Genomic DNA, 23,365 nt, shown 5'->3' with positions numbered 1-23,365 from the left:
CATTATTTTCCTTTTCTATTTCATACTTTAATATCCGCTCGTTAAACATTAAAATTGCATATAAAAAGAGAAAGAAAATGCACTATGCATTTTCTTTCTCTTTTTTTGCTCTCATATATTTTGAAGTACTATTATTCATTAACTTCTCTAACCGACTTATATTTTCCGTTAATGCACCTTTTACAAGAGAGAAATCTGTATTTGATTCTTCCTTTTTTTCTTTAAAAAATGAAGACTTTTGTACATTTACTTCAGCCATCTCTTCTCCCCCTTTTCAAAAAGATACAATCTTCTATTTATATTATATAGCAAATGCAGAAAGAGTGTACACTTATGATTTTCTTTTTAATTCTTCTTCTAACTCTTCTACTTGCTGCAAAGTATCTCCTTTTATTAAAGAGAAATCTGATGTACCTTTAACTCCTACCTGACGTTCTCTCTTTTTTATTTTTGTTAATTATCATAAAATTACCAATATTAATCTACTATTTAATAATAATATTTGATATTATAAAAAAGTAGATTTTATAATGGATTTAAAAACAACACAGTCTATTTACACTATTATGCGCCTAAATACAACCGAAAAGAATGAGGTTATTTCTGACAATGGATTCTTTGTTATTGAATCACCAAACACCCAATGGCTATTAACTCGAAATATAATAAATGATTCCTTTGATATAACCTATTTAACCAAAAATCTTTTCGAAAATGGAATAGCAAAACTAATAAAACATTAATCCTCTAAGACGGGAGTATATTTATATTGAATAAACATCAGAATTCTAACCAAAAAAAGGAAGGTCTTTTCGAAAATAGGATATTACCTATCATCACTGTTCTTTCAGGTGTAATTCTACTAGTGTACAAAGGGTTAGAATTTATTTCAAAGTATGTACTACTTTTAATCTTATTTGCCCTAATTATTGCTTCTTTATACTTATTGTTTATGCGAGAAATAGTTGGTGCTGCTATTGGATTTATTTTTGCAGCTCTTGGATATTATATGTATAAAATTATTTTTAAACAAAAAAAGAAATAGCGGATAAACAAATCATAAAGAAGTAATTTAAAAGAGAATGCTTTTACGCATTCTCTTTTAAATTACCCTCTTTTATATACTTATATGGGATCGCCTCTATAAGTTTTTCTAATCGATTTACATTTTGAGTTAATGCACCTTTCACAAGAGAGAAATCTGTATTTGATTCTTCTTTTTTTTCTTTAAAAAACGAAGACTTTTGTACATTGACTTCAGCCATCTCTTCTCCCCCTTTTCCAAAAGATACAACCTTTTATTTATATTATATAGCAAATGTAGAAAGAGTGTACACTTATGATTTTCTTTTTAATTCTTCTTCTAATTCTTCTACTTGCTGCAACGTATCCCCTTTTATTAAAGAGAAATCTGTTGTATCTTCGTTACCTTCTTTAAAAAAATCATTGTCATAATCTTTTACCACTACAATCACCTCTACATGCTAGTGTAGGAATGATTGTCCAATTTTATTCAACTTTGTCGGATTTTGTTTTTAATTTATGTATAGAAGAAAAGGACAGAAAAAGATTCTGTCCTTATTTACTAAAATAACTATGATGTATTGTTAAATTATATACATTTTCAAAATCCCGATCTTGCAGGTTATTTTTCTTTCCATCAATAACAATGAAAACGTCACTTACTATTTTTGCTGGTATAATCCCGACATTTTCTACTTGCACCGCTTTCTGCTCATTCAATTGCTCGATATGTTCTAACGGAACGATAATACTAAATTGCGAGCGAATACCACGAAAGTTTGTATTTAATTCCTTCGCGGCTTCAAAAACAACAATTTTCGCACCAATCTTTTCCCCATATGAATCTAAAAATGCATTTAAGCTCTTTGTATATTCCTCTTCCGTATGCCATTCCATCGTACCGAATACTGATGGATTAACATTTTGAATAATTGTCGTGTATATTTCTCCTCTCGCTTTAGATGCAATTAATGATCGTTTTATTGATTGAACTGTCTTGCCAATATCACTAAATTTCGCACCCCATATTTCTGAAATATTAGGTGTTAAAATGAACGCAATATCAACAAAAATAACCATTGCAGTAAACATTAAAAGATTTTTCCAGAGGGTTAAATCAATTCCTTTTATCATGAAATACACGGTGACAGATATGATAAACAAACCATACCAAGTCTTTCTAATACGTTGCTTTTTCTCCTCGTACAACTCCTCATTTTTCCAATAAAAGAAAACAAGGACTACAAAGACAATCGCTAAAACAAATAGGCCAATTCGAATGTTAGAGATCATTAATCACATCACCCTCCATTCAAAAACTACTCACGATATCATTACATGCGCAAGCTGCTCTCTTTATGACAAAAGACGTGGACAAGCTTCTAAAATTAGCTACATCGCATATATATTAGAAAGTACCACGTCTTTTATCCTGTTATTTGTGGGCAGTAAGACCCCCACTGATTAAAATTTCACTTTACCATGAGTCTATATTGTATATGTAGACAAGCATTCATTTCAAATTTTCGTATTAAAAAGAAATATGTTTCGGAATTTCCCCTTCAGGTACTTCTCCATCCATACTTAAATAATAATGACGAATCGGACGTAAGTTTTCGTCTAATTCATAAACAAGCGGAATGCTAGTGGGAATATTTAATGAAACTACACCATCACTTGAAAGGTTGTCTAAATATTTTACTAGCGAGCGAATTGTGTTACCGTGTGATGAAATAATTACTTTGTTACCACTTTTTAATGTCGGCGCAATTTCTGAATGCCAATAAGCAAGTACTCTCTTCTCCGTATCCTCTAAACATTCAGTTAATGGAAATTCACCTTTTTTGAGTGTTTTATATCTTGGATCGGTCGCTTCATATCGAGGATCGTCTTCAGTAAGAGCCGGTGGTCTTACATCAACACTTCTTCTCCAAATATGAACTTGCTCCTCACCATATTTTTGTGCAGTTTCATCTTTATTCAGCCCTTGCAATGCACCATAATGTCTTTCATTTAGCTTCCAAGATTTATGTATTGGAACCCAAGTAAGATCCATCTCATGAAGTACAATCCATAACGTCCGAATTGCGCGTTTTAATACTGATGTATAAGCCACATCAAAAGTATATCCGTTTTTCTTTAATATTGCTCCTGCTTCTCTCGCTTCACTTAATCCATTCTCTGATAGATCAACATCTGTCCATCCAGTAAAGCGATTTTCAAGATTCCATAAGCTTTGTCCGTGACGAATAAGTACAAGTTTTATCATTATAATTCCCCTTTCGGAAATGTGAATTTTATTGTTCCATTGCGTACACGTATAAAGTATCTAGTAATGTATCTTTTTATCCATTCACTCTATGACCAAATCATAGTTGCCAAATGTATGGATAAAATTTGTTCTTTTTCAAACGATAAAAACAGAAGTTTTTTCATTATTTTTGATCGACTGGTAGTTCACGTTTCGTTATCCAAGCATCAAAACCTGATCGGCTATTTGCCATTTCATTCATAACTTGGTGCCAATTGTCCTCACATGATTCACCAAATTTTGAAAAAATAGCACCCATTTGTTGTCTTTGTACATCACTCAGTTTTTTCTCTAAATCTGTACCTTTTTCTGTTAAAGACAACTGTTTCACACGTCTATCATGCATAGCTTCATTACTCTCAATTAAGCCCTTTTCCACAAGTTGACGTAGCGGTCCGTGGAGAGCTTGTTTACTTATTTCTAATAGTGATAATAACTCATTTACACTTATCCCTGGAAAACGTGCGATAAAAAATAAAATTCGATGATGTACTCGTTGAATGCCATATTCTTTTATAATTTCATCTGGCTTTTCAGTAAATGTTTTATATGCAAAATAAAATAATGCTAATGCCTCATTCATCTGTTCTTCTTTATGTTGTGTCATCTACTTTCCCCCTGTATGTAAATTATACCACAATCTAGTAATGAATATTTTAATCAACGCATTAGAACTTATTTAGTCTATTGAAACATTCATTGCATAATTAGGAGATGATTCATTTGAAAAAACAATATACTGTAAGTACATATTTATTGGATAGACTACATGAATTAGGAATTGAACATATATTTGGGGTTCCTGGTGATTATAATCTTGCTTTTTTAGATGATGTGGTAGCACATGAAAATTTAAAGTGGATTGGCAATTGTAACGAATTAAATGCTGCATATGCAGCAGATGGGTACGCTCGCATAAAACGAATCGCTGCTCTTATTACTACTTTCGGAGTTGGAGAATTAAGCGCTATTAACGGTATTGCTGGCTCATATGCGGAAAACGTGCCAGTTATAAAAATCACGGGTACGCCACCAACAAAAGTAATGGAAAATGGAGCAATCGTCCATCATACGTTAGGAGATGGAAAGTTCGATCACTTTTCCAATATGTATCGAGAAATCACTGTGGCACAAACAAATGTAAAACCTGAGCATGCTGCTGAGGAAATTGACCGTGTTTTACGTGCATGTTGGAATGAAAAACGCCCGGTTCATATTAATTTGCCGATTGATGTATATAATAAACCAATTAATAAACCTACAGAACCAATTTTATATAAACCGATTTTAAGTAATAAAGAAGCGTTGGATAAAATGCTACTACATGCCACTTCAATAATAAATAATGCCAAAAAACCTGTAATTTTAGCTGATTTTGAAGTAGATCGATTTCACGCTAAAGAAAATTTACATCAATTTGTAGAAAAAACTGGGTTTCCCATCGCGACGTTAAGTATGGGAAAAGGAATATTCCCAGAAAAACACCCTCAATTTATAGGGATTTATACTGGTGATGTAAGTTCTCCGTACTTGAGAAAAAGAATTGATGAATCTGATTGTATTATTAGTATTGGTGTGAAGTTAACTGATACTATTACAGGCGGCTTCACACAAGGTTTTACAAAAGAACAAGTTATAGAAATCCATCCCTACACTGTGAAAATTATAGATAAAAAATACGGTCCAGTTGTAATGCAGGATGTTTTACAACATTTAAGTGATTCAATTGAGCATCGTAATAAAGATACCCTTGACGTTAAGCCATTTATTTTAGAATCATCACCTTTTACTGAAGAGTTCAATCCAAAAGCACAAATGGTCACACAAAAGCGTTTTTGGCAGCAAATGTACCATTTCTTACAAGAAAACGACGTCTTAATTGTAGAGCAAGGAACACCTTTCTTTGGTAGTGCTGCTATCCCTCTACCTAATAACACTGCATATGTAGGACAACCGTTATGGGGATCTATCGGATATACACTGCCCGCTCTACTTGGTACACAGCTCGCCAATTTATCACGGCGCAACATTTTAATTATTGGTGATGGTTCTTTCCAAGTAACTGCCCAAGAGTTATCAACTATACTAGATCAAAATTTAAAACCGATTATATTTTTAATCAATAACAACGGATACACTGTTGAACGTGCCATTCACGGCCAAAACCAACCTTATAATGATATACAAATGTGGGATTACAATAAACTATCAATGGTATTTGGATCAGAAGAAAAAAGTCTAACATTTAAAGTAGAGAATGAAGCAGAATTAGCAGAAGTCTTAACAAATATAACTTTTAATAAGAATCAACTTATCTTTATTGAAGTTATAATGAGCCAAAGCGATCAACCTGAATTGTTAGCTAAACTCGGGAAAAGATTTGGTCAGCAAAATTCTTAATATAAAAGCATAACCTAATTATACAATTGGTAGTGTAAAACTTGTTTTGAGAATAGTTTCGACACTCAAAATACATAAGGAAAAGGATGGAAAGCACCATCCTTTTCTATTTTAAGAGCATTCTTCGACTAACGCCCCGTATGACAAGCAAAAATTCTTAATCCATCTTTAACTTTATAGCTTTTGTCGCAATAAATGTTTTAATATGCTTATCTAATATCCTTGTCCCACCAAAATCATCCTCATAAAAACCTGTTATAGCAAAACCAGCTTCAATTTGGCCTTGGATTTGGTCTTCTAAAGTATGCGCATATTCTATTGTTTGATTTGAATCGATGTAATCTTGAACTTCATCCTCTGGTAAATAATCCAATGTTGATGAAGGAATTGAATGTTTAACATCAAGAATACCTTTTTGTTCTTGGTTATCATCAAAGATCCATAGTAACGGATTTGTAAATCCAGCAATAAGAATACCTTTATTCTTTAAAACCCTAGAAACTTCATTCCATACAAGATGAACATCTTTTACAAACAAATTAGAAATAGGATTTATAACAATATCAAAATATTCATCCTCAAAATCACCAAGGTCTGACATATCTCCTTGTACGGTTTTTAAAGTCAAACCATCCCGTTTTGCTACCTTTTCATCTTGTTCCAATTGCTTCTTAGATATATCAGTAACTGTTACATCTGCTCCAGCAGCAGCTAGAACAGGTGCTTGTTGTCCACCACCTGACGCTAAGCAAAGTATCTTTAATCCATCTAATGACTTTGGAAACCACTCTCTAGGAACTGACTTTTCCGTAGTGACTGTAATCTCCCATTCACCTGATTTGCTTTTCTCAATAATCTCGCTACTTACAGGCTGCGTGTATCTAGAACCTTCTTCAACCTTCTTATCCCATGCATTACTGTTTTGTTGTGTAATATCCATTGCGATTAGTCCTCCTAACGATCTAGTTGCATTTTAAGTGTAAACTTATTAACTATTTATGCTTTCCTTTTTCTATTAACCCGCCTGATAGTTCATACATAGTTGTCTATATTTATATTAACAGATGAATACTAATAATTACTAAAAATTCTAAAAAGACACAAAAATACACATCCATTCCATTCATTTAAAATAATCGTAGAATTGGTAAGTTTTAAACAACTCATTTCCACAAAAAAAGCATTCCAAATCTGTTGACAGTTGGAACGCTTTTTTATGTTATTTAATTTTTCAAGCTTTTAACTAAATCCATTAAACAAATAAGCTATGCTTTTTCTTTTTTATTCAGCAAGAGTTAACTGCCAAGATACACCATACTTATCATTTAACCAGCCAAACTTTTTACTAAACGGATAAGAACCTAAAGGCATGAGAATTGCTCCATCCTGCGCTAGTTTATGAAAGACCGTTTCAATTTCTTCTTCTGTCTCACAAGTTACATAAAGAGACATAGCTGGAGTGAATGTAAAATTATGATTTACATAACTATCAATACACATAAACTCTTGGCCATTTAGCGTAAAATTTGCATGAATTACAGTTCCCTCTTTACCAGGTCCATTTTCATCGTAGCGAGAAATACTTACAATTTCTGATTGATCAAATAGCGACGTATAAAAATTCATTGCTTCCTCAGCTTTGCCTTCAAACATTAAAAACGTAGTAATTTTTTGATTTGTGTTACTCATATGGAGACAGCCCCTTGTTATGTATTTATGTAAAACATACGTCACTCAAAAACCGAACGTATATTCCTATGAATATATTGTCTATAAAAACGATGAGTTTGTCAATTATCTACTTTATTATTTCTTCTTAAATAATGCTGTCCAAAGAAATGATTCTCCAAACATTTCATTCGGTTGTTTCATTTGTTTCATCCTTCTAATCTCAATTACCTCAAATTCTTTAAATATCTCTCTTAACTTTTCTTCCGAGTATGCAAGACCACCTTGTAGACTCCATTCTCTATATACGTCCCAATCTGTTATTTCTGATCCATTTCGCTCATCTAAATCGCCTGCTGCAAAACATGTTAATCCGAAATAACCACCCGATTTTAATGAGTTTTTAATTAAATCCACATAATTTATTCTTCTATGCGGTGGAATGTGATGCAAACAGCCCGAATCATATACAAAATCAAATTCGTTTTGAACCTCTAAATTAAAAATTGAATCACAAATAAAATGAATTTCTACCCCTTTTGCCAATGCCCTCTCTTTTGCCCAGTTAATGCCTTCTACAGATAAATCCACTGCTGTTACATCAAATCCTTCATTCGCTAGATAAATTGCATTTCTACCCGGACCACATCCAAGTTCTAATATTTTCCCTTTTAAAACTCTCTCTTTTTGTATATAAGAAACTAGATTCTCATCTGGAACATTTTCAAAAAACGGAACATCCTTTTCTCTATTCTCATAAAACTCATTCCAAAATGGTTCAGCAGGTCTTAATAATGAATCAAGCATTTTTAAAATATCTTCTTGTGTTTGTAACGTTTCAGTTTTCATTTTTACCCTCCACATTTTAATAGTCAGAAAATTATTATATATCTTTTTGAACTTTCAAACAAAGAAAAAACTCCTACATTCAATAGGAGTTTTTTCCCTTTAAAATCCAAGTACATCTTGCCATTTTAGCAATTTCTCTTCCCGTACTTTCAAATAATCATGTTCATATTTCCCCATCCATATTTCACTAACAATTTCTCAGTCTGCAAAAAAAAGAACTCTTTCTGTTTTCGCTGCTACCTTTACAACATGAGTCACTTAAGAAGAATACTTTGCTGAAAAATAAAGCCGATTTCGTTAAGGTATATTTTTGCTAACGCCTCTTCTTTCATACAATCATACTTTTCTAATAAAATAACGTTTTTGTTCACTTTTTTGATACATTTACGAAACATTCATGTGTTATCTTCATTAAGTTGTTTTCTTTTTATAATGTCGTGTGAGATATACCAACAGAGGAAGCCCCAGATCCCCTAATCCTAGGGCTTTTTTATAAGAATTTTATACATTTTATTATTTCCACTAACTCTTTAAATTGTATATACATAATATAAAATTCTCATGTTGTTATATTTTTTGATGGCCTCTTATCTTTCCTTAAAAGGCCCTTTTTTCAAATAACGCTTTTGTTTAATTTATATTTAAAAAGTTCCTTTTCATAAAGACTTCCCTTATATGCTATACTCATTCTTAAATAATTGTATAAGGAATGTTAAAAATGGATGATAGATCGTCAAGACAATGGAGATTGCAACAAAAGTTAAGAGCACTGAAAACCAAAAACAACAATGACATAAACCCTTTGTTTAGTGAATGCCTTGAATCCCTAGGAAACGAAACTCTCATTTTCTCCCAAGAAAAAAGCCAGCAGATTGCTACTATTTTAATGAATTCATTTCCTATAACTGTATCGGGAAGAATAGATTGGGAACAGATAGATATTCAATTCATAGCTTCGAACAAAGAACAAATAATTTCCCTTATTAGAGCAAACAAACTAGATTTTGATGAACAGATTTTTATAATATGGGATAACTATGAAATCCCTGTAGTAAGTACAAATCTTGATAAAGTATTCCAATCACTAGTTGACGTTGATGCAGTCAGTTTTTATTACTGGCTATTAGACAAAGAATATAGATTCGTAATTGAAATAAATGATGAAGAATTGATTAGGGTTGGGTTTCGCTAATACTCTAAGCATATGAAGCTAGTTCCCTTCATTTCTTAATATTTTCTTCGTCACCACCGCTATTATTATCATAATGAAACTAATAGCAAATATAGGTAAATAAATTTTCGTACTGAATCCTTCAAACATAAAACCATATACGACTTGCCCAATTGGTGCCATACATTGAGATACCGCTGTTATAAATGCCATCACTTTTCCTAGATTTTCATTTGGTGTTTTCTTTTGGACTACAGTAATCACATAGATGGATACAATTGTCATAATCATTGCGATTAGAAGAGAAGAAAGTATAAAGAGGATAAATGGTGGATAGTATCCTAAATTAAGAATAAACGGTGTAACTGATAGTGCCACTGGCATTACTAATAAAGCTATGATAAGCATCCAATTATATAATGTTTTCATCTGTAACTTTTTAGCAAAGAAACCGATTGACAATGCACCTAATATAGTTGCAAAATCAATTAATCCCATTCCAATTCCATACATCGTATCGCTACTCTGCATAGTTACTCGTAACATAATAGGTCCTCCAACAACAAATAACGGTGTCAAAATTAAGTTTAATAAAGCGGCTAGTAACATAGCCTTCAAAATAAAAGGTTGCTTTAAAACATAAAGAAAACCTTCTTTCATATCTTTTACAATTGTAGGTACGATATGGCCTTCCTGTATTCTTTTTATAAATGGTATTGTAATAAACATTTCTAAAATCGCAGATAAAAAGAAAGCAAGACAACTTGTTATTACGAGCATTTTCAAACCAATTATGCCGTATAATATTCCTCCTAATACAGGAGCAACTATATTAGATAATGCTTGCACACCATTTATGATACCGTTTGCTTGTTCTAACTTTTTCTCTGGAACTAATTGCGGAATACTCGCCATTACAACTGGTGCGTACATTGCACTAATGACTGCTAGTAAAAACATAATTGTTCCAATCAATAAAATAGATACCGATTCAGTTAATAACAAAACTATAAAACTTAATACAATAGCAGCGTTTATAAAATCCAAAATGACTATTACATTACGGCGGTTGGAACGATCTGCTATCGCTCCGCCAAGAGGAGCTAACAAAAACGGGATACTCGTTACGGCATATAACCCTGCAAATATATCGGCACGTCCTGTGATATCTAGCGCATATAAAGACAGTGCAAAACGTAATAGTGTTGAACCTAAAATAGTAATAATTTGACCACTTACCATTAAGTGAAAATCTTTCAAGGAAGATTGAATACTTGCTGGCATACTCATCACATCCTTCATTTAGCTAGACCGACTGCCGGTCGATAATACTCAAACAGAAAATCACTATTTCTGTTTAATTAAAACTTCCATCATATAATCAAAATATCCCTCTTTCGCTCCGACAGATGCTTCCATCATTTTGATATAAGCTTTAGCTCTGTTTATCATTTCTTCCGGTTTCCACTGGAATAAACCATCATCAAATATGACTTGTGCTGAAGAGAGTAATAATTCAATTGTTTCTTGTGGGTATGGAGTAGAAAATATACCTTCTTCTATTCCTTGCTCTAAAACTTCCGTTAATACAGGAGATAAATGTATAATGGATTGCACTAAACTTTTCTGATGCATTTCTGCATTATTTGGTTGATGGAATTGTTCAATCATTTTTTCTTTTACATCTCCTGATTTTGGTGATTGTTCCATTAAAATTTTAAATAACTTATCTAAAACTGGAATATCGGGATTGGAGACAATCCTTTTCGCCTTAGTGACATCCTCTTTAATAATCCTCATAATGATTTCATCCATTACTTCCTCCTTCGACTTAAAATAATAATAAAACGTCCCCTTTGCTATACCAATTTCTTTTAAAATGTCATTCACGGTTGTTTTCGTATAACCTTTCGTAAAAAACAAACGCTCAGCTGTTTCTAAAATTTCCTTTCTACGCTCCTCATACTCCTTTACAATTCGCATTCAAGTTCTCCTTCCTAATAGACCGACTGTCGGTCTATTAAAATTATATGTTTAGTTAGTAAAAAGTTTCCTATTATTGTATATACAACATCCTACTTTCTATTTCCTTTATAAATTTTTATTTTTTAATGTCCGCTCAATTTGTTTAAAACGTATCTCATGTTTTTTATCGTCACCTTTCATTTTAGGAAAAGAACGATGCCCTCCGCTTGATCCTATTTTTCTCGATTCTTCATCCAGACGCACAACACTTTGTAGTTTTTCAGCTCCTTCACCACAAGTCAGCGCATCTCCTTTACATCGATGACTTCAAAAAATGACAATTGATTCATACGATACGGTTCCCCCTCGGTTCAATCTATGTATTTATCAATGGAGTATTTTGTTGAGTTCCAATATGTAATATTGCATATTTCGCACTTTTAATTTTCGCACATGCGATAATTTATTTATAAAAATATAAATTATTAATAAGGGTGATTTATATGAGCAAGTTCCGAAAGAAAATGATTAAATATTTGCAAACATTTTGGGGATGCTTAGCATTTGGTGTATTAATGTTTGCTATCTTCTTAATTACGGATTTAACAGATGCATCTTTAAATACATTAGGCTGGAGAGACTGGCTAGGTTCTGTAGCAGGCGCAACCATTTTATCTGTTGGGATGTTTACTTTAAATAAATTGAATTTAAAATAAATATTCGGTCAATACTGTATGTAGGCTGTATGCCAACATTCATTTAAAGTAGTCTTCTCTGTATCTCCTTGTATTGAGCAGTTAGCTTTTGCTAGCCGCTCTTTTATTTTGTTCCGGTTCTTGCCCTATCTACTTTCCCCCAATAAGTACACATATCTATTCCCCATTGCTACAAAATGAAATCTTTATTTTGTTTTACGGATCGCTTCTTCAATTAGCCAAGATACAATATTAAAATCATTAGCTTCACCCTTTAAAGATGTTCCCTTCCAAAAGTATTCTTTCATCACTTCAAATAATTCTTCAACAGCTTCAATTCATCTCATATTCATTTTCCCTTTCTCCCAAATAACTATTTTGTTTTACTAATTAGCTGATTAATTTCACAAACACCTTTTAAACATTCCATGTTTCTTCACCTCTTGAATATTTTTCAAACAAAAATACATACTATTTTCAAGCCGCCGTTTCCACGGCTAATACCTCTTTCTTTTGTTACTGCAAAAGCAGGTAGGTTCTTCACTTATCTGCTTTCTCTGTATATTTTTTAAGAAATCGAAAATAATACCAACAAGCTGTTTGAACTAGCAGCTTCACTCTTCTCGCAATGGGGATGCAAATTATCACAATTAGCTAACTCATTGAACTCACTGGCAGACAACCAAAATCGTTGTCTGCTTTTTGTATGAGATTTTTCGTTTTACATATACTACTTTTGAACCTGCAGACCAATACGAGCCATTTTGGTGCTTGGGATTTCCCTTCCGGGGATAAGTATTTTTTACTTATCCCTTTTTTGTATAGACACGTATATTTAGGGTAAAACTAATTACAAGCAGATTTTCTGTTTATGCGTAGTTCTAAACAAGATTACTTTTTCTCCTATTAAAGGACGGCAGGTACGACTGCTAGTCCTTTTTTCTTATTTCGCATGCTGTCCCTTCTGGTAACTTCATTCTTCATTACCTTCATCATCATAGTAAGCAATTTACTAATAAGGATGGCAGTTGTGCCTCTTGAGTTCCCCATCGAACAAAAAGAACAAATTATTTTTCCAGTTTCCAACGATCGTACCCCAATACGAGTTAAATTCTTCATAAACTTCTCTTGTCCCCTTTCGATAATTGCGGAACGTGTAATGAAAATACTCGCTCACTTTAATACCTTTTCTTTCAACCAAAGTGTTCTGCCGAAATAATAGACATAATAAGTTCCGTTCTCTTTTGCTACTGCATAACATTCCCATACCGTTTGAATATGTTACAAATTGCTTTCTCTCGATTTTTCCGCTTAAATATTTTTCATGCATAAGTTGCACTTGTTCTTGAATTGCGACATGGTAGTAATACCCTTGCTCTACTGGTTTTGGACTATAAAATTTCCTTTATAAATTTCAAATGCGGTGAATGAAATTTTTGTTTTTTCTTGCCATCATCCTTGTTGTATACAAACAAAAAAAGAGCCACAATATTTTGCGACTCTTTTACAATTATAACTATTTAACGGCCACGTCTTTGCTGACCTTGCTTTGTACTACCTTTTTTATTACTTGGCTTATTAAATGATCGGTTATTTTCATTTCTAGAACTATTTCTCGAACTATTTCTTGAATCACTTCTCGAGCTATTTCTCGAATCACGTCTTGATTCACTTCTTGAACCTTCGCGGCTATCTCTTTGACGATTTTGACCTGATTTCTTTGGAGCCGGCTTTGGTACCGGTTTTCCATTTTCATCTACACGTTTTATCTTCGGTTGTTCGATTATTTCTCTTTGTATTGGTGCACCAAGCGTTTTTTCAATTTCTTCTAAATGTTTTTCATCTTTCGCTGCAACGAACGTAATTGCAAGACCTGATCCACCTGCACGTCCTGTTCGGCCAATGCGGTGAATGTAACTTTCTACATCTTCAGGGATATCAAAATTAAATACGTGCGTTACACCATCTACATCAAGTCCACGAGCTGCTACATCCGTTGCAATTAAGTACTGAATTTTAGCTTCGCGGAAACTCTTCATAACTCTTTCACGTTTCGCTTGAGGTATATCACCATGAAGTTCAGCACAATTATAACCTAGTCCTTTTAAATTATCATAAAGCTTACTTGCTCTAACCTTTGTACGACAGAAAATAACTGCTAAAAACGGCTGATCACGATCCATAACAAAACGAAGTGCATCTGGCTTTGCACGATCTGTCGTCTCAATGACACGCTGTTCAATTGTATCTACCGTTACTTCTTCACTTTGTACTTGAATCATTTGCGGCTCATCCATATAACGCTTCGCTAATTTTTTAATATCTTTTGGCATCGTTGCTGAGAATAACATCGTTTGTTTACTACCAGGTGTCTCATCTAAAATATCTTCAATATCATATAAGAAACCAAAATAAAGCATTTGATCCGCTTCATCTAATACAATCGTTGAAAGATTACTTAAATCAATTGTTTCACGGCGTATATGATCTAATAATCGTCCCGGTGTCGCTACAACAATATGTGTATTACCTTTTAATTTTCTCAACTGTTGTGCGACATCTTGCCCGCCATATATCGCTAGTACATTAATATCTTCTCTTTGAACAAGCATTTTTTTAATTTCAGTTGTAATTTGCAGGGCTAGTTCCCTTGTTGGCGCAACGATTAAAGCCTGAACATCACTACACTCTGGATCGATTTTTTCTAAAATCGGTAACACGAATGCTAACGTTTTACCCGTTCCTGTTTTCGCCTGCCCAATAATATCTTTACCTGACATAATAACTGGAATTGCCTTCTCTTGAATTGGTGTTGCTTCTGTAATTCCATTTTCACGTAATGTATGATTAAAAGTTTCACTAATTCCTAATTCTAAAAAGTTTTTCAAATAGACCACTTCTTTTCCTTATTTTTCACATTAGCTTTCATTGTACCATTTGTTTCGCTAAATATGAAAAATAAAAAAATTCTTATCTTCTTTTTTTATATTCATCCTGTACTAGATGGACAAATTCTTTTTGTTTTTTCTCAGATTTTATTAATGCTTGCATATTAGTAGAAGATAGAATGAACTTTTTAATTTTTCTATTACTCCAAATTAATCTTGTATACTTTGTATCTTCGTGTAGCCTTCGAAACCACTCAAATTCACTTAATTTTGCAATATGGTGTTTCAATTTCATGTCATTTCGAGGATAAAATAAAATAACATTTGCTATTACATCAAATCACGAACCCATCTTTTCCCCCTATACCCTTGCTCAAATTATATATATTCTTCTTTGCATATATATTTCAATTTTACCGAAATATAATGTTACTGATTTGGTTGAAATCGCAAAATATATGAACTAAAAAACCGATCTTTTCGATTTAGGAAAGACCGGTTTTCATTAGTTTATACAGTAAGCTTTCCTCCATGATAGCAATAATACTGTGCTGCTTTAAGACTTTTAATCTTATTTAATGACTCTTTTGCTTTTTCTATATCTAAACAAAAATTCGGATTAGCTATAACTAACTCTCGATTCTCTTGAACCGCTGCGTCTCCTGTAATTACACAGTCTAAATTCGGAAAATATAATGAAATATGCCCCGAAGTATGTCCTGGCGTCGCTACTATTTGACATTCATTATTCAAAATCATTTGACCATCATGTACTTTTTCATCGACGGAAATATGTTTTATATTTTTTAACTGTTGTATAAACCATTTGCCAAATTCTTTTTCTTCATTTGGCATACGTTCTAACATTTCTTCAGCTTGAACTAACCTCTCTGATTTTATATCACCACTAATATAGTTAGATTCAATTTCACTAGCAATAATATTAATTTGAGGATATTTCAATTTGAAATCATATAAAGCCCCTAGATGATCATCATCATAATGGGTAATAATTATATTCTTTAAGTTTTTCATCTCATATCCATGTTTTAACATTGCATTTTCAATTAAAGGTAAAAAGCTTGGATATCCTGTATCGACTAACGTTAATTCATTATGTACTATAATTAAACTTGGATAAATACATTGTTTTTGCCCATTAAATTCGAATTCAATTGGTAGTTCTATTATTTTCATTTTCCTTCCCCCATACCGCTTATAAAATGCATAATAATAACTAAATCACCCACATACATCTTACAATATATATACTATGTAACGGAACACTGTGAATCGTTGCATAATCCAAATTATATTATTTTGAACAGGTATTCCCCTATTTTTATGGAAATATATAATTAAGAAAAACAATAAAATTGATTAATCTCTCACTTCTTTGTCCATCCTTTTAAAAAATCTATGTTTTTGTAAAAGGAGTGTTTATATGGAGAAACAGACACTTTGGAAAAAGTTCAAAAAAAGCTCTGTAAACCTCGGTAAATCCAGCGTATATGAAAGTATTATTTTATTCTACACAATGAAAAAGAAAGAATTACCTACTAAAGCGAAATTCATAATATTAGCCGCTTTATCTTATTACGTATTAGCAATTGATTTCATTCCAGATATAGCTGCTATTATTGGGATTGGCTTATTAGATGATGTTTTAGCAATCGCTGTAGCGCATAAATACGTTATGAGACACGCAGATGCTGAAATTCGAGAGAAGAGCAAATTGAAAATGGAGTCATTATTTACTTCAGCACAAGCATAATTAAACTATCTAGTCATTTACCATGAGAGCATTGCAGAATAAATTCCTAAACAGTAAAAGAATTTCTCTTAGTCCTCAAACTGTAAACAAATAGGGTGTCAGCACTTATTCCTAAGTTCTGTCACCCTATTATTTGTTCTTATATCTATCTGTTATACAGTTGCACGTGTCCCCCTATACAAAACTGCTATTGCCGCAACTATAAGGATCACACCCATAAAAGCAGGTGCAGCATGACCAAGCGATACATAGATTTTCCCTCCAATAATAGGACCAATCATTCTTGCTAAAGCTTGAATAGATTGGCTTCCACCTTGAATCCTTCCTTGTTCACTAGAACTAACAGACTTTGAAAGCATCCCGTTGAATGAAGGCCCGAAAATTGAATCACCAAAGCCGAACATTAACATTCCGACGATAAGTAGTGGATACACCGAAAACAAAGCTGATGCTGCAATAAAACTGTAGCCTATAATCTCCGAAACCATCCCAAGAATTGCTATTTGTTTATCACTAAGCTTGATTAAAAGCTTTGGCATGATAAAACTTTGTGAAACAATGTCTTGAAAGCCCAAAATTGAAAACATAAGTCCGATTAATGCAGGTTTCCAACTGAAAGTATCCATTGTAAATTGTGTAAAAATTGCTTGTAAAGATCCGTTAGGTATCCAAAGTAAAAACGCCGAGACAAGTAACCATTTTAAATTTTTCATGGAAAGTATGTTTGCTAGCTGTGCAAAAGGATTCAACCTTACAAAAGTAATCTCTTTCAACCTATTATTTTTGTCAAGACTCTCAGGCATATATTTCATCCCATATACAACATTTAATAAAGTTATGATTGCTCCAAAATACAAAGGTACAGTAGCACCAAACTTAGCAAGTAATCCTCCAAGGGTTGGGCCAATGATAGTTCCCGCACCTACAACTGCACTCACCCATCCAAAGTATTTCGTTCTCTGCTCTTTTGGAATAATGTCTGCAAAATATGCGAAGATAGTACTTATGCTCCCGCCTGTTATTCCTTCTATTATGCGTCCAGCAAATAGTACCCATAAAGCTCCTCCTATACCAAAAACTAAGTACCCAATTGCAGAACCAAATAAGCATATTAAAAGTAATGGACGACGCCCATATTTATCGCTTAAAGCTCCGAGTACTGGGGCAGCTAAAAACACGCAAGCCGCATATACGGAAGTTAGTAGTGTAACAACTAATGCTTGTTCTTCTGAATTACTTATATATGGCTGTACTAAGAATGGAACTACAGGCATGATGATACTGAAACCTATACCACAAAGAAATACAGAAATAAGTCCGAATAGTAAAGCATGTTTATCTATGTTTTTTTCAGTTTCCCTTTCATTTTGTGATCTAAATATAGACATTTAACTTCTCTCCTCAAAACATTTTGTTGCTGTGTCAACAAAATGATAACTCTGTTTTGTTGATTAGTCAACAAAAATAACATGATAAAAAAGCAGCCTATTCTCATTAGAGTAAGGCTGCCCGTAAAAGCCCGATTGGTGAGGGCTGATAATCAGTGGAGATGAAGAAAACCCCCACTGATTAAAGTTTCACTTTATTATTAAAATGTATTACGATTTAATATGTACACCTTGTTTCTTTATTTCTGCATCCAAATGTCTACTATACTTTTCCACGAAACGAATTATACTGTCGAATTCTTCTTCAGTTACTTGCTCAAATACAGCTTTATCCCGCTCTTGAAACTCTTTGTGCAGATCTTCATGGATTTTATAAATTTCTTTCCCTTCTTCCGTAAGCCTAAAATAAATTTCTTTCTTATTTTCTGACTTTTGGTAGCTTTCAATAAGGCCTTTTTGTATGAGCTTCTTAGTCATTCTACTTATAGCGCCGCGAGTCACATAAAAAGCCTCTGCGAGTTGTGTCACGTTAGAATCTGCATTGTTTTCAATATATTCAATGCAGTGAACTTCAGAAGACTTAAAACCTTTAAGACCTTCTTCCATCTTATCTTTATTAAGCCAAACCAGCTTATTATATAATTCCCTGAAACCGTTCATGACCTGTTCTTCTTTATTCATGACCTGCCCTCCTCACCGCTCATTAGCACATTAAAACTATTATATTAAATTTCTGCTTATGTTTCGACAATATTGAAATAATTATTGTAACATTAAAGATATGTGTAAAAATAGACGCTTAAATAAAACAATTCATTAAACAGCAAATTCTGCAAACTTATTGCTACTTACAGTAAACGGTAGACAAAAAGTAAGAGCTAAGATCATTTCTCTTAGCTCTTCTTTTATAAAACTATTTCACTTCATTAGCGACAAAAAAGTGCTCACATACACTTGATATGCGCTGTAAGTCCACGTTCCCACCAGATATAACCGCTACTACTTTTTTTCCTTTTATATAGCTATCAACTTTCCCTGCAAGCAGTGCAGCAGTCGCTAATGCACCTGCACCTTCTACAACAGCTTTCCCACGTTGTAATAAATCTTTCATCGCTACTTCCAGCTCTTTTTCTGATACAGTTACAATATCATCTACTAATTCTTTTACAATTTCAAATGTTAATTCCCCTGGTATTTTAACTGCGCAACCATCTGCAATAGTAGGCGCCTCATAATGTTCTACGATTGCTCCTTTATCGTAAGATGCCTTCATTCCATGAACATTATCTGCTTGGACACCAATTATATTAATGGATGGATTAAAAGATTTTAATGCTACAGAAATACCAGAAATAATTCCGCCTCCACCGATTGGTACAATGACAGTATCAACATCCCACATATCATCCAGAATGTCTAATCCAATTGTACCTTGCCCAGCCATTACCTCTACATCATCATATGGATGTAAGTATGTCTCACCTGTTTCCCTTATAATTTCTTCACATTTTGCCTTTGCATCATCAAAGGTTTCACCATGTAAAATCACTTCAGATCCATATCCTTTAGTTGCTTCCACTTTCGCCTGAGGTGCAGAAATTGGCATAACAATTTTACTCTTAATACCAAGTAAATGCGCTGATAATGCAACTCCTTGCGCATGATTACCTGCTGAACATGCAATTACACCTTTTTCTTTTTCTTGATCCGTGAGCCGCGACATTTTATTAAATGCGCCACGGAATTTAAAAGAACCCGTTAACTGCATATTTTCTAATTTCAAATGAATTTCTCCGCCCGTTTTACTAGTCAAGTAAAAAGATTTTACTAATGGCGTTTTACGAGCATTTCTATCTAGAATCTTGTGAGCTTTTTTAATATCGTCTATATGTAATGGGAGTTTTCTAGTTATCATACTTACACCTCTTCCAATGTTCTATTCCTAAGTTTTCGTAAGTCGTAGCTCCTTTATACGAAAAGAAAAAGTCTTTATATATGTACCCCACTCTGAAATAAACACATTTGCAAACAATTTAACATCCTCTTCATATCACGTTCTTTATAATGATTCAGGCATGCAATTTGGATCCAGTTATTCTTTTGTAAATACGCTGATTCATAATGGACAATATATCCTTGTAAAGCTAACGCATCACCTACCGTTTTAGAAGACTGACCTTCGCTTAATTGAATCGTAAGTATAATTTTCGCAGCATGTTCTTTAGGTGAAACAAGCTTTAACCCCATATCAGTAATAACTTCTTCAATATACTCGTATGTCTCTTTAATTTTTACAAATACCTTTTCATCTTCAAATCTCTTCAACGCTTCTTGCAATGCATAAATTAAATTCCATGATTGTGAGTATGGAATGCTTTCATTTTCTTCATACATACCAATGTCCATATAGGCCGGCACAGCCTCGTTTATTTTTACAATGTGGTTATGAAAAACGAAAGAAATTCCTGTATATGATTTAATCGCTTTACCGCTAACACCACTTGCAAAATACACATCCTTTAAGTCTAATGGTATTGCTCCAATTGAGCTTATGCAATCTACACATAGTTTTATTTGATTCTCGTTACAAAGAGTGTTTAGCTCGTTTAAATCGTTTAACATTCCAGTAGATGTTTCATGATGAACAAACCAAAGCCATTCATAATTTCCAGTTGTCATGATTTCTTCTAATTCGGTATAAATAAATGGATCTCCCATTTCCTTTTTATAAGTATCAAAATGTAACTGTGCTCGTTTTGCATGTCCAACTAATCTATTACCAAATTCCCCATTTGTTAATACTAGTCCTTTCCCTTTTAAAGAACGTAACTGTAAAGCGATCGCATCATTTGCTAACGTCCCTGTTCCTAACATAAGCTGTACATGTTTTGCTTTTGTCATGTAAAGTAACCGTTTTTTCACATTGTCCATCATCACTTGAAATGACTTAGAGCGATGCGAAATAGGCCGCGTAGAAAATGCCTTTCGAACGTTCTCTTCAATATCTACTGGACCAGGTAAAAACGTATATTCTTTCGTCATAATCCCCCCAACGCTCGATTCTTCAAACATAGCAGGGGTAACATACATTGGCTGGAAGGCCGCTTCTTCTGTACCAACTAACGTATGGAAAACTTTGAATCCCATTTGCTCATATAAAGCTAGTTCACGTGTTGTTGCAGAAATGAGTGCTAATTCATATCCATTTAGAAGCAAATAACGATGTAGAAAACGGATTAATCCTAACAACGCTCTTCCATTCCTATATTCACGTTCTACTGAAAGTAAACGAATTTCATACACTTTTTCTCCATGCTCTTGCAAATAAACATCTAAATTTGAAATTTTATAATCTAACGAGAATGGTCGTTTTCCCCGCACCGCGACCATACCTACTAATCTATCCTCATCTAAACAAATTAAATATGTATTTTCTTCATGAAACCGATCTATACGAAACCGGTCTTTCGTTTCTTCATGTTGCGGAATCTCTTCTACAAAAGTTTTATAATTTAATTTATGTATACTTTCAAATTCCCAATCTTGATCAGCAACTTTATAAATTAACCCCATGCCTTATCTCCTTTATCTATTTAATAAAAAATGATAAGTGGAGATTATCCCCACTTATTAAACATTTATTTTATTCTCGATTTACATATAGAATAAGTACAATAATCATTCCACTTAAAATAGTCGTAACAACAGAATAAGAATAAAGAATCATACAAATTGGTAAACAAGCAATCGTAATTAGTCCTGGCTTCGTAAATCCTTTGAATATTAAATAAAATACAATAAAAATGCCTATGAGGGTAAGCGCTATCAAATAATCAAATGCAATTAATCCTCCAATAAATGTTGAAATACCTTTACCGCCCTTACCTTTAAATAAAACTGGGTAAATATGTCCAATAATAACGGCCAATAATGTTAACATTACGAATGTAGGGTCTTCAAACAGATATTTTGCAACAGTAACAACGATTGCCCCTTTAATCGCATCCCCTAAAAATGTAGCGATGAAATACCCTTTTCCATATACGCGCCCCATATTTCTTGCGCCAGGATTTCCGCTTCCTTCATCCCTAATATCAACGTTATGTCTCAATTTTGTTACTATATAAGCGGTCAATATGTTTCCAATTAAATAAGAAGCCACCAAATATAAAAACTGCATACTATTAATCATGTAATCATTCACTTTCTAAATGGGAATACATATACAATATTCAATTACTACGTATATTGTACGTTTTTAACATACATCCCTTTATACATTTTAACATCATATTTTTACAAATCATACAAACATTCTCATGCGCTATTTTTAAAAATATATATCCCTCATTAAATAATATGTTCCTTTCACTGCCATTTCTGCTTGTGATACGAATGTAATTTCTTTCATACTTTCTTCACAGCATTTCTTAAATACAGCAAATATTTCAGGAACTAAACGCAATATACTGCCACTTACTGCAATTGGAGTTGAGCGCTTAAATTGCATCTTGTTATAAACATCTACCGTAATTCTTGCTAATTCCTTTCCAGCTTGCATTATAATTTCATGCGCATCATCATTGCCACTTCTCGCTTCCTGAATAACTAATGGTGCGATTGCTGCAATTTTATCTTTAGAAGAAGTATATACTAAGCTTTTTATATGAGACGGTGTCAAAAGTTGAAACTGCCTTTGAATATTCAAACTCAATGGACAAAGGCTGATTCCTTGATCGAATTGAATTGTCATTTTCTTTAAAGCTTGTAATGCAATCCAATATCCGCTCCCTTCATCTCCTAAAATATGTCCCCATCCACCGCTATACTGATATACTTCTCCTTTCTTTCCTATACAAATTGCACCTGTACCACCTATAGTTAATATTCCATCCTTACCTTTTAAAGCAGCTGCATGCGCGATCATTGCATCATTAAAAATTTCAATTTTTGTTCCGTATTTCTTTTTTAAACGTAATGTTAATTCATTTGTATTCGCTCCGCTTATACCAGCTAATCCTAAACAAATACAAACGCAATGCTCATTTATTAAATTCTTCTGGCATTGATTAATTGCTTCCATAATATGCAAAAGCGCCTGATCAAAATCTATTAATACATTTCCAAATCTGCTCGTACCTCTTACAACTTCATTTCCATTTTGATCAAATGCAATTGCCTCTGTCTTCGTTCCCCCGCCATCTACTCCAATCATATACTTCATATGTTCGCC

25 protein-coding genes and 1 pseudogene are annotated in these 23,365 nt (G+C 33.2%); 5 read left to right on the top strand and 21 right to left on the bottom strand.

Translation table 11 applies throughout. From position 1 onward, the window contains the following. Positions 1-82 precede the first annotated feature (82 nt). Positions 83-259, bottom strand: a complete 177-nt coding sequence (gene spoIISB / locus CQ064_RS33750; protein ID WP_000852630.1) for a stage II sporulation protein SB — start codon at positions 257-259, stop codon at positions 83-85. Positions 260-769: 510 nt separating this feature from the next. Here spoIISB (CQ064_RS33750) and CQ064_RS24750 point away from each other — a divergent pair. Continuing rightward, positions 770-1,045: a hypothetical protein gene (locus CQ064_RS24750; RefSeq protein WP_001032898.1), complete on the top strand. Its 276-nt coding sequence runs from the start codon at positions 770-772 to the stop codon at positions 1,043-1,045. A gap of 43 nt (positions 1,046-1,088) precedes the next feature. Here the strand turns inward: CQ064_RS24750 and spoIISB (CQ064_RS33745) are convergent, their stop codons facing one another. From spoIISB (CQ064_RS33745) to CQ064_RS24720, 5 genes are all read right to left on the bottom strand, one after another. Further along, a complete protein-coding gene (gene spoIISB, locus CQ064_RS33745; RefSeq protein ID WP_000852631.1) occupies positions 1,089-1,265 on the bottom strand; it encodes a stage II sporulation protein SB in 177 nt (58 codons plus the stop codon). A gap of 72 nt (positions 1,266-1,337) precedes the next feature. After that, positions 1,338-1,466, bottom strand: a complete 129-nt coding sequence (locus tag CQ064_RS24740; RefSeq protein ID WP_000237819.1) for a hypothetical protein — start codon at positions 1,464-1,466, stop codon at positions 1,338-1,340. A gap of 112 nt (positions 1,467-1,578) precedes the next feature. After that, positions 1,579-2,316 carry a type II toxin-antitoxin system SpoIISA family toxin gene (locus tag CQ064_RS24735; protein WP_000624982.1) on the bottom strand — a complete coding sequence of 246 codons (738 nt, stop codon included), beginning with the start codon at positions 2,314-2,316 and terminating at the stop codon, positions 1,579-1,581. A 238-nt stretch (positions 2,317-2,554) separates the two neighbouring features. Beyond that, on the bottom strand, positions 2,555-3,292 hold the full coding sequence (gene gpmA / locus CQ064_RS24725) for a 2,3-diphosphoglycerate-dependent phosphoglycerate mutase (RefSeq protein WP_000594152.1): 738 nt from the start codon (positions 3,290-3,292) through the stop codon (positions 2,555-2,557). 166 nt (positions 3,293-3,458) lie between these two features. Beyond that, on the bottom strand, positions 3,459-3,941 hold the full coding sequence (locus CQ064_RS24720; RefSeq protein WP_000191889.1) for a MarR family winged helix-turn-helix transcriptional regulator: 483 nt from the start codon (positions 3,939-3,941) through the stop codon (positions 3,459-3,461). 107 nt (positions 3,942-4,048) lie between these two features. Here CQ064_RS24720 and CQ064_RS24715 point away from each other — a divergent pair, with 107 nt between their 5' ends. Beyond that, positions 4,049-5,734, top strand: a complete 1,686-nt coding sequence (locus CQ064_RS24715; RefSeq protein ID WP_003270568.1) for an alpha-keto acid decarboxylase family protein — start codon at positions 4,049-4,051, stop codon at positions 5,732-5,734. Between the two features lie 157 nt (positions 5,735-5,891). Here CQ064_RS24715 and CQ064_RS24710 read toward each other — a convergent pair whose 3' ends face one another. The 4 genes and pseudogenes from CQ064_RS24710 to CQ064_RS24695 all read right to left on the bottom strand — a co-directional run. Then, positions 5,892-6,674 (bottom strand): class I SAM-dependent methyltransferase, encoded by a 783-nt coding sequence (locus CQ064_RS24710; RefSeq protein ID WP_000355672.1) that lies wholly within the window; start codon positions 6,672-6,674, stop codon positions 5,892-5,894. 341 nt (positions 6,675-7,015) lie between these two features. Then, positions 7,016-7,423, bottom strand: a complete 408-nt coding sequence (locus CQ064_RS24705; protein ID WP_000072482.1) for a VOC family protein — start codon at positions 7,421-7,423, stop codon at positions 7,016-7,018. Positions 7,424-7,540: 117 nt separating this feature from the next. Beyond that, on the bottom strand, positions 7,541-8,251 hold the full coding sequence (locus CQ064_RS24700) for a class I SAM-dependent methyltransferase (protein ID WP_000846304.1): 711 nt from the start codon (positions 8,249-8,251) through the stop codon (positions 7,541-7,543). Positions 8,252-8,350: 99 nt separating this feature from the next. Then, a pseudogene (locus CQ064_RS24695) lies at positions 8,351-8,509 on the bottom strand (ABC transporter ATP-binding protein); the annotation flags it as partial. A gap of 460 nt (positions 8,510-8,969) precedes the next feature. Here CQ064_RS24695 and CQ064_RS24690 point away from each other — a divergent pair. After that, positions 8,970-9,443 (top strand): CDI toxin immunity protein, encoded by a 474-nt coding sequence (locus CQ064_RS24690; protein WP_000342734.1) that lies wholly within the window; start codon positions 8,970-8,972, stop codon positions 9,441-9,443. Positions 9,444-9,461: 18 nt separating this feature from the next. Here the strand turns inward: CQ064_RS24690 and CQ064_RS24685 are convergent, their stop codons facing one another. Continuing rightward, complete coding sequence (locus CQ064_RS24685) at positions 9,462-10,706, bottom strand: MFS transporter (protein ID WP_001111709.1); 1,245 nt, start codon at positions 10,704-10,706, stop codon at positions 9,462-9,464. A 63-nt stretch (positions 10,707-10,769) separates the two neighbouring features. Continuing rightward, the gene (locus CQ064_RS24680) at positions 10,770-11,405 is read right to left on the bottom strand and encodes a TetR/AcrR family transcriptional regulator (RefSeq protein WP_001223565.1); all 636 of its coding nucleotides are present in this window, start codon (positions 11,403-11,405) and stop codon (positions 10,770-10,772) included. Positions 11,406-11,890: 485 nt separating this feature from the next. Between CQ064_RS24680 and CQ064_RS24675 the strand changes: the two genes are divergently transcribed. Next, complete coding sequence (locus CQ064_RS24675) at positions 11,891-12,103, top strand: hypothetical protein (protein WP_000033159.1); 213 nt, start codon at positions 11,891-11,893, stop codon at positions 12,101-12,103. A 1,499-nt stretch (positions 12,104-13,602) separates the two neighbouring features. Here the strand turns inward: CQ064_RS24675 and CQ064_RS24670 are convergent. From CQ064_RS24670 to CQ064_RS24660, 3 genes are all read right to left on the bottom strand, one after another. Next, positions 13,603-14,979 carry a DEAD/DEAH box helicase gene (locus CQ064_RS24670; RefSeq protein WP_003270559.1) on the bottom strand — a complete coding sequence of 459 codons (1,377 nt, stop codon included), beginning with the start codon at positions 14,977-14,979 and terminating at the stop codon, positions 13,603-13,605. Positions 14,980-15,052: 73 nt separating this feature from the next. Then, the gene (locus CQ064_RS24665; protein ID WP_003270560.1) at positions 15,053-15,265 is read right to left on the bottom strand and encodes a hypothetical protein; all 213 of its coding nucleotides are present in this window, start codon (positions 15,263-15,265) and stop codon (positions 15,053-15,055) included. 215 nt (positions 15,266-15,480) lie between these two features. Further along, positions 15,481-16,167: an MBL fold metallo-hydrolase gene (locus tag CQ064_RS24660; protein WP_000691167.1), complete on the bottom strand. Its 687-nt coding sequence runs from the start codon at positions 16,165-16,167 to the stop codon at positions 15,481-15,483. Between the two features lie 247 nt (positions 16,168-16,414). Here CQ064_RS24660 and CQ064_RS24655 point away from each other — a divergent pair, with 247 nt between their 5' ends. Beyond that, positions 16,415-16,744 (top strand): YkvA family protein, encoded by a 330-nt coding sequence (locus CQ064_RS24655; RefSeq protein ID WP_000415083.1) that lies wholly within the window; start codon positions 16,415-16,417, stop codon positions 16,742-16,744. A 152-nt stretch (positions 16,745-16,896) separates the two neighbouring features. Here the strand turns inward: CQ064_RS24655 and CQ064_RS24650 are convergent, their stop codons facing one another. The 6 genes from CQ064_RS24650 to CQ064_RS24625 form a co-directional block, all read right to left on the bottom strand. Continuing rightward, a complete protein-coding gene (locus CQ064_RS24650; protein WP_000021816.1) occupies positions 16,897-18,132 on the bottom strand; it encodes an MFS transporter in 1,236 nt (411 codons plus the stop codon). A gap of 210 nt (positions 18,133-18,342) precedes the next feature. Continuing rightward, positions 18,343-18,813, bottom strand: coding sequence for a MarR family transcriptional regulator (locus CQ064_RS24645; RefSeq protein ID WP_001030896.1), 471 nt, complete (start codon positions 18,811-18,813; stop codon positions 18,343-18,345). A 232-nt stretch (positions 18,814-19,045) separates the two neighbouring features. Beyond that, positions 19,046-20,047: a bifunctional threonine ammonia-lyase/L-serine ammonia-lyase TdcB gene (gene tdcB, locus CQ064_RS24640; RefSeq protein ID WP_000632953.1), complete on the bottom strand. Its 1,002-nt coding sequence runs from the start codon at positions 20,045-20,047 to the stop codon at positions 19,046-19,048. Positions 20,048-20,121: 74 nt separating this feature from the next. Continuing rightward, positions 20,122-21,705, bottom strand: coding sequence for an aminotransferase class V-fold PLP-dependent enzyme (locus CQ064_RS24635; RefSeq protein ID WP_000523043.1), 1,584 nt, complete (start codon positions 21,703-21,705; stop codon positions 20,122-20,124). A gap of 70 nt (positions 21,706-21,775) precedes the next feature. Then, positions 21,776-22,324 (bottom strand): glycerol-3-phosphate 1-O-acyltransferase PlsY, encoded by a 549-nt coding sequence (plsY, locus tag CQ064_RS24630; RefSeq protein ID WP_000610875.1) that lies wholly within the window; start codon positions 22,322-22,324, stop codon positions 21,776-21,778. Positions 22,325-22,462: 138 nt separating this feature from the next. Continuing rightward, a complete protein-coding gene (locus tag CQ064_RS24625) occupies positions 22,463-23,356 on the bottom strand; it encodes a BadF/BadG/BcrA/BcrD ATPase family protein (protein ID WP_000876627.1) in 894 nt (297 codons plus the stop codon). Positions 23,357-23,365: the final 9 nt, after the last annotated feature.

This window comes from Bacillus sp. MYb78 (assembly GCF_002975115.1).
Classification (GTDB): domain Bacteria; phylum Bacillota; class Bacilli; order Bacillales; family Bacillaceae_G; genus Bacillus_A; species Bacillus_A cereus.
Note: the sequence above shows the minus strand (reverse complement) of the source record. Positions and strands in the feature narration are given on the sequence as shown.